The organism is Amycolatopsis sacchari, assembly GCF_900114035.1.
Lineage (GTDB): Bacteria > Actinomycetota > Actinomycetes > Mycobacteriales > Pseudonocardiaceae > Amycolatopsis_E > Amycolatopsis_E sacchari.
In genome coordinates, this window is the sequence record NZ_FORP01000056.1 from 1 (window position 1) to 5,781 (window position 5,781).

The 5,781-nt window shown below is 71.0% G+C and carries 5 protein-coding genes; 3 read left to right on the forward strand and 2 right to left on the reverse strand.

The features are described 5' to 3' along the window. Positions 1-83: 83 nt before the first annotated feature. Positions 84-914 carry a homocysteine S-methyltransferase family protein gene (locus BMZ92_RS38500; protein ID WP_245783458.1) on the reverse strand — a complete coding sequence of 277 codons (831 nt, stop codon included), beginning with the start codon at positions 912-914 and terminating at the stop codon, positions 84-86. Continuing rightward, the gene (locus BMZ92_RS36505; protein WP_245783459.1) at positions 911-1,546 is read right to left on the reverse strand and encodes a TetR/AcrR family transcriptional regulator; all 636 of its coding nucleotides are present in this window, start codon (positions 1,544-1,546) and stop codon (positions 911-913) included. The genes BMZ92_RS38500 and BMZ92_RS36505 overlap by 4 nt, the downstream gene beginning before the upstream one ends. A 1,231-nt stretch (positions 1,547-2,777) precedes the next feature. Between BMZ92_RS36505 and BMZ92_RS36510 the strand changes: the two genes are divergently transcribed. Genes BMZ92_RS36510 through BMZ92_RS36520 form a run of 3 tightly spaced genes read left to right on the forward strand, consistent with a single transcriptional unit; the run spans position 2,778 to position 5,264 of the window. Then, the gene (locus tag BMZ92_RS36510; protein WP_091517257.1) at positions 2,778-3,866 is read left to right on the forward strand and encodes a helix-turn-helix domain-containing protein; all 1,089 of its coding nucleotides are present in this window, start codon (positions 2,778-2,780) and stop codon (positions 3,864-3,866) included. A gap of 20 nt (positions 3,867-3,886) precedes the next feature. Further along, positions 3,887-4,540, forward strand: a complete 654-nt coding sequence (locus BMZ92_RS36515) for a YdcF family protein (protein WP_091517258.1) — start codon at positions 3,887-3,889, stop codon at positions 4,538-4,540. Between the two features lie 13 nt (positions 4,541-4,553). Next, entirely contained in the window at positions 4,554-5,264 is a 711-nt protein-coding gene (locus BMZ92_RS36520) for a WbqC family protein (RefSeq protein ID WP_091517259.1), read from the forward strand. Positions 5,265-5,781: the final 517 nt, after the last annotated feature.

Sequence of the window (5,781 nt, forward strand, 5' to 3'; positions counted from 1 at the left end):
CCGCCGCCATCTGGCACAACCGCGCCACCGGCCAACCCGTCACCCGATCCCTCACCGCCTACGACCACTGACCGAGTTACGCATTACTCGTCTAGCGCCTCGTCCACGTCGGGGACCGTCTCCAGTGCGAGCAGGTCGGGTCCGGCTTCGGCGAGCGCCTCGATCCGCGGCCGGTGGAAGGCCGTCAGCTCGGCGACGCTGAGCCCGTAACGGCCCCGGTACTCGGCCCCGTCGGCGAGCATGGCCCCATACGGCCCGACGGAGGCCGCGATCCACCGTGGCCCGCCGCCCCGATCCCCCGCCCCGACGTCGCTCCACCCCTGCCCGTCGCCTCCGCCCCGCGCCTCCGCCGCGAGTTCCGCGCTCCGCCGCTGCCCGCTGGTTCGATCCCCCGCCTCAGCCGCGCTCCACTCCTGCCCGTCGCCTCGATCCCCCGCCTCGGCCGCATTCCACTCTTGCCCGCCCACACGATTCCGCGCCTCCGCCGCGAGTTCCGCACTCCACCGCTGCCCACCGACCCGGTCCCGCGCCTCGACCGCGCTCCACTCCTGCCCGTCGCCTCGATCCCCCGCCTCGGTCGCGATCCCCCGCCGCCTGCCGCCTCGATCCCGTCCCTCAGCCGCACCCCACCCCTGCCCGCCAACCCGATCCCGCGCCTCAGCCGCGAGTTCCACGCTCCGCCGCAGCAGCGCCGCGGTCTGCCGCCGGGTGTAGCCCCGCGCGGCGAACGCGGGGAAGCTGGCCTGGTAGCTCGCGGTGGTCGCGATCTGGGCACCGGCCCGGAAGAAGGCCTCGTGCGCGGCCACGATCGCGCCGGGGTCGTCGGCGAGCAGGCGCGCGGACCACAGCTCGTCGGAGAGGTCGTGCCCGCGTGCCTCGAGTTCGGTCGCCAGCCCACCGTCGAGGACGATCACCGGGGCGGACCCTCCCGCAGCAGGGCGAGTTCGCGGAACCACAGGTCGGCCAGGATGTCGAGCATCTGCTCCCGGTCGTGCGCGACGCCGCGCACGAGCCAGTGGTAGCACAGCCTTTCCAGCTGCAGCACCAGCAGCGAGGCCCGCGTGAGCCCGACCTCGGCGTGCGGCCCGGTCCACGCGGCGAGGTGCGGGCTCAGCTCCCGCGCCGCGTCGAGCACCCACTGGTAATGCCGCGCGGCGACGCCGGGGTCCGCGGCCATCGCGTGGTTGACGGCCTCGACCTCGACGCCGTAGCGCAGCCAGAACCCCAGCGCGTGCTCGTCCAGCCAGGCGCGCACCGCTTCCCGCGTGGGTTCGGCCAGCTCCGCCACCCGCCGGTAGATCCCGGCCGCCGCGGGGAGCGTCCGCTCGAACAGGCACGCCGCCACGTCCGCCTTGTCCCGGAAGTGGGCGTAGAACGTGGCACGGCTCCCGTTCGCCGCCGCCACGATGTCCGCCACCGTCGCCGCGTGGTACCCCAGCTCGGCGAAAACCGTGCGCGCACAGACGAGATAGCGCTCGTGCGCCTCCCGCCACTGCTGCTCCCGGAAGGCGTTGCGCGCCGGCGCCACCATCGAGCCCGAAGTCACGGTGTCCATGGTACTGCCGGAAAATCCGCCCCGCCGCCCGAATTCACCCTCGGCACGAAAGATCTGACTTTCGGCTGATGTGCTCCCGCAGCCGGGCGCCCTACTGTGGAGATGTCCACTTCAGGAAAGGAATCCATCCATGTCACTCCTCCGTCGGCCAACCGCACCAGTCTGTCCGGTGTGGACTGTTCGCTCCGGGACGATCACCGAGCGCGCATCCCTCATCCCGCTCCGTCCACCCACTGTCCGCGAGCGGACAGGCAAGCGCTTTCCCGCACCAGGTTCCGTCAGCGGCCCCGACCCTCCGGGAGGTCGGAAAGGCGCGCGCACGGGGAAACCCCGGCCACAACCCACCTGACCCGCCAGCAGCACAGCGCCGCCCCGTGACACCCCACCCCCAAGGCACCAGAAAGGCCTCAAGGCACAGGAAATCTCACCCACACCCAGCCCACCCCATGAGCCACCACCTGCCGCCCGCGAGCACCCCGGCAACCACCCGAGAGGGGACCCCAACCCCGCCAACCCCAACCCGAACGACCCGGGAAACCCCGCCAACTCCAGCCCGAACGACCCGAATCCCGCCACTCCCAACCCCCAGCTGCAGCCCGAACCACCGACAATCCGAGCAACCACCGAGAAAGGACCCGACCCCTACCCGCCCCAGCCACAGCCCGACGAGCCGACAACCCCAGCAACCGCTGAGAAAGGACCCGACTCCACCAACCGCAGCCGCAGCCGAACAACTCGATACCCCCAGCGACCACCGAAAAGGACCGCCGGACCCAACCCCGCCCACTTCAGCCACAGCCCGAACAGCCCCAACAGCCCGAAAGGAACCCCAACCACGAACGGATCCCGATGAACATCCAGCCACCCCAGGAAACGGCCGCGGGCGCCGTCCCGGCGCTTCCCCGCCGCCGCGCCACCTCCGCCCGGAACGGCGGTGCGCCGGCTCCACCGGAACGGCGACCTGCGCCGGAGACCGCCCCTGCTCGGCCTCCGCGTCACCAGGCCACACGCGACCGCGCCTGCCCGCCCGTTCGCGCCGGCCACCGCGGCCGGTCACGCGGCACTGGAGCGGCACCCGGCGCCGGGTATCGGCCCGGGACAAAGGAGTCAGCCCGGCGACGAGTGCCTCCCTCTAGGCTGAACGATGGAATTCGTCACGCATACGAACTGCTGTTGCACTTTCGGTGTACTTACCTGGCCCTGGTCGCGTTAACCTCATCGGGTGGCCACCGGGGACGACAGCCAGGTCGCCGCGACCGCGCACCACTGGAGTGGGCGCGAAGCGCGGCTGCTGAGGCATGCGCTTCGCCTTTCCGTCCGCGCCTTCGCCGGGTACCTGGGCGTCGCGGCGAGAACGGTCGCGAAGTGGGAGTCCGGTGGCGCGCTGACCGTGCCCCGCCCCGACACGCAGGCCATCCTGGACACCGCGCTGGCCCGCGCCGAACCCGAGGCCCGGCGTCGTTTCGACCTGCTGCTGCAGCAGTCGGACGAGCCCGCCGCGCCCGGCGTCTCCGGCTACGACTACGAGGCCTGGGCCGACGACCTCGACCGCACCATGGCCTGCCTCGGACGCCAGGAGTTCCCGCTCGCCCGCACCCTGCTCGACCGCTGGCTCCGGCGGTACCAGCCGAACAGCAACGACACCCGCGGCATGTACCTCTACGGCCGCTCCCTGCGACTGCTCGGCGAGGTGCAACAGGACCAGGGCGTCATCCACGGGCCCGCGTCGGCCGAGCAGACGTACCGCAAGGCGTTGCGCGTCTTCACGGAACTGAACGCGCCGCGGCGCGTCGCGCAGATCGAACTGAAGCTCGTCGTGCTCGAGGAGATGGCCGGCCGCCTCGATTCCGCCGCGCGCCACTACGAGTCGCTCACCGCCGACGAGCGGCTGAGCGAGCACGACCGCACCCGGGCGCGGTTGTGGGTCGGTACGGCGCTGAGCAAACGCGGGCTCAACGAGTCCGCGACGCGGCACATCGTCCCCGCGATCCAGGAGTTCGAGACGCTCGAGGAGCCCGAGGACTGGTCGATCGCGCACCAGAAACTCGCGCTGGCCCACCGCGGCGCGGGCAACCTCACGCAGGCGAACCACGCGATCGACGTCGCGCTGACCCACCGCGTGAACGACACACCGCTGCAGAAGGTGCGCCTCGAAACGGCGCACGCGCACATCCTGCTGTCCGACCGCGCGACGGCCGGCAGCGGGTTCGCCATGCTCGACCGCTGCGCCCGCATTTCCACCCGGTTCGGTTTGCTGCACCAATTGCAGAGCATCGACGGAATCCGTCGCGCTTTCGAGCGCCAGGCGTGAAGAATCGGTATCGGGAAAGAATGCGGAAAGACCTTCTCGACCGCACCTGGGCCGACGCCGAAATCGTGTGGGAATACCACCGGTTGCGGCACCGGCCGAAAAAGTGCTGTGCCGCTGTCGCACTCGGCTGCCACGATCTCGGGGTCGCCACTTACGCTGCCGAGCTGTACCACCGCGGCCTGTTCCCCGTGGTCGTGTTCACCGGGGCCAACAGCCGCGAAACGTACGCCACGTTCCCCCGCGGCGAGGGGGTGCACTACCGGGAGCGCGCGCTCGAACTCGGCGTGCCCGAGGAAGCGATCCTCGTCGAGCCCTGCGCGACGAACACCGGCGAGAACATCACCCTTTCGCGTGAAGTCCTGCGTGTGGCAGAGATTTCCGTCGAATCGGTGATGCTGGTGTCGATGCCGTACATGGAGCGGCGCGCCTACGCCACCACCCGCAAGGTGTGGCCCGACGTCGAGCCGGTGTGCGCGTCGGTGCCGCTGTCGCTGCAGGAGTACGTGCGGACGCGGGGCCACGGCACCGAGCTGATCGACATGATGATCGGCGACCTCCAACGGATCATCGAGTATCCCGGTCAGGGATTCGCGATCGCGCAGGACGTTCCCCCGAAGGTGTACGCCGCGTACCAAAGACTAGTGGCCGCCGGTTTCCGCAGCCGGATGCTGTGATCGAATACGGCCCGTGGCCGACCCGAGATGCTGTGCCGTCCATCAACCGAATTTCTTTCCCCGTTTGTCGACATTGGCGAAGATTTTCCACGCCGATGTGTGGGTGGTGCTGGACGACGTCCAGTTCAACGCACGCGACTACCAGCACCGCGCCCGGCTGGCGCCGCTGGGTGACCCGTCCGCGCAACGCTGGCTGACCGTGCCCGTGCACCGGCCGCGTGGCCGCGAGAGCCGGATCGGAGAGCTGCTGCTCGCCGATCCGGAGACCAGCCGCCGCCGGGTGGAGCGGCTGGTGCACCAGTACTACCGGCGTGCCCCGCACTGGGCCAGCGCCCGCGATGCCGTCGACGAGGTGCTGACGGCGCTCGCCCTCACCGACCGGGTCGCCGACGTGACCGAGGTGTCCACCCGCGCGCTGCTCGCCCAGCTCGGCTGGCGTGGCGACGTGGTCCGCAGCAGCACCTTCGTCAAGAGCGACGAGCGTTCGGAGCGGCTGGCCGACCTGACGCGGTGCGTCGGTGCCGCCACGTACCTCTGCGGCCGCGGCGGCGCCCGCTACCTGGATGAGGCGCCGTTCCTCGCCCGCGGCCTCGCGGTCCACTACCCGCCGCCGCCGGAGCTGACCGCGCGGGAGGGCCTGCGCACGGTGAGCGCACTGTGGGCACTCGCAGCACTCGGCCCGGACGCCCTCCGCACCCACCTCTCGGCCGCCGTCGCCGTCTGACCCCCTCCTACAACCACGACGCAGTACGGGGCGCCCCTCGGCTACCAGACAGCCACCGGACCGCCCCGTCACCACCTCCGCGTGACCGGAACTCGCCGTCCACGCAGGCCGCTCAGCGCCATTGCCGCTTCCCTGCGGACCCGTCCGGGCCGGGCCGAATCGCACCAGGGCTTCTGCATGAAGAGCTCCGCGACACAGCAAACGGACGCGCGTGGGCAACCCCGCGCCCCACCAGCGGCCAGAGCCCTCAAGCGGCTACAGAGCCCTCAAGCCGCCACAGCCACCGAAGCCGCCGCGCACGCCCCAGACCACCCAAAGCCGCCGCGCACGCCCCAGGGCGCGAAACGCCCTCAGACCACCCAACGCCCCCAAAGCCGCCGCGCACGTGCCCAAGCCGCCACAGCCACCCAAGCCGCCGCGCATGGGGTGCCTCGGAGATTCCGGACAGGGACCCAATCGGGTTATCCTGTAAGGAATCGAAGGGATCAAAACGGTGGCGCGACCGAGGAAGTATTCG